The sequence below is a fragment of the Treponema sp. R6D11 genome, from assembly GCF_054786075.1.
This window is the reverse complement of sequence record NZ_BDHD01000478.1, coordinates 1-955: the sequence shown is the minus strand read 5'-3', so window position 1 is coordinate 955 and position 955 is coordinate 1. Positions and strand designations below refer to the sequence as shown.

Here is a 955-nt window from a genome sequence, read left to right as displayed (position 1 = left end):
GCAAAGGAGTAAGGCGCGTAAAAGTAAAAACCCGCGGGTACAGCCGTGGTATTTTTGAAATTAAAACGTCGTTGGACGAAAACCCGCGCGGGATTATTGAGATCACATCAAGCAACATCTGGAAGGAATTTTACGCCGACATGGTAATCCCGGACGGCGTTCAGGCTTTATTTTTTATTTACAAAGGAACGGGAAGCGCGACGCTCGGATCTTTTACTCTGGAATAAAAGTTACTTTCTATGGACGATGGTCGGCATTTCCACGTTAAAAGCTTTAAGCACGCATGTTTTACCTTCGTCAAACAGGCCGTTTGTTTCGGCGGAAGCGCGGATTTTTTCCTCGGTTTCGGGCGTCGTTATAATGTCGCAGAGCTGGCGCGAACTTGATTCCATCGCCTTCTCGTGCGCGAGGGCGCTGAAGGAGCGCATCTCAACGGGGTTAAATGTGGCGCCGCGCGCCCCGTTTTCTATCGCCTCTTTTCGGAACAGTTCGATTTCCCCCGCATCGCCGATAAAGAAAAGCCCCCTCGTATTAACCGACCTTTTCTCGCCGCCCTTGTGTTCGTGCCTGCGCGACCCGAAACGTCGCCAATCGCTTGAACCGCGCACTTCGTCAAGCGCGGCGATGACCTGTTCCATCGTAGCGGCGTGAACGCGCGCGCCGTGCCTTATTCGCAGGTTTACGACCGGCGCGTGGACGTGGCACTGGTACAAAAAGCCGTTGCCGGGAACGTCAAGTTTGGCGCGGGGGATCAGGTTCTTCTCTACAAGTTCCGCGTCGGAACGGGGGACTAGAAACCAGATGATTTCTTTTTCTATCGGAATGGTTATCCTCATAAGCCCCAATCTGTCCCTTAACCCCGCGCCCGTTCCGTAAAATACGACCGGCACCCCGATACCGAGTTCCAATACCGCCCGCGCCAGTTCGTCGCCCGACCCCCTCGAAACAGTACAGG

The 955-nt window shown here is 53.9% G+C and carries 2 protein-coding genes; one reads left to right on the top strand and one right to left on the bottom strand.

Translation table 11 applies throughout. From position 1 onward, the window contains the following. Window positions 1–227 (top strand): carbohydrate-binding protein (locus ACYVTD_RS14090; RefSeq protein WP_461248355.1); only part of this gene is annotated, 227 nt, incomplete at its 5' end. Window positions 228–230: 3 nt separating this feature from the next. Here the strand turns inward: ACYVTD_RS14090 and ACYVTD_RS14085 are convergent. Further along, on the bottom strand, window positions 231–955 hold a 725-nt coding region (locus ACYVTD_RS14085; RefSeq protein ID WP_461248354.1), incomplete at its 5' end, for a hypothetical protein.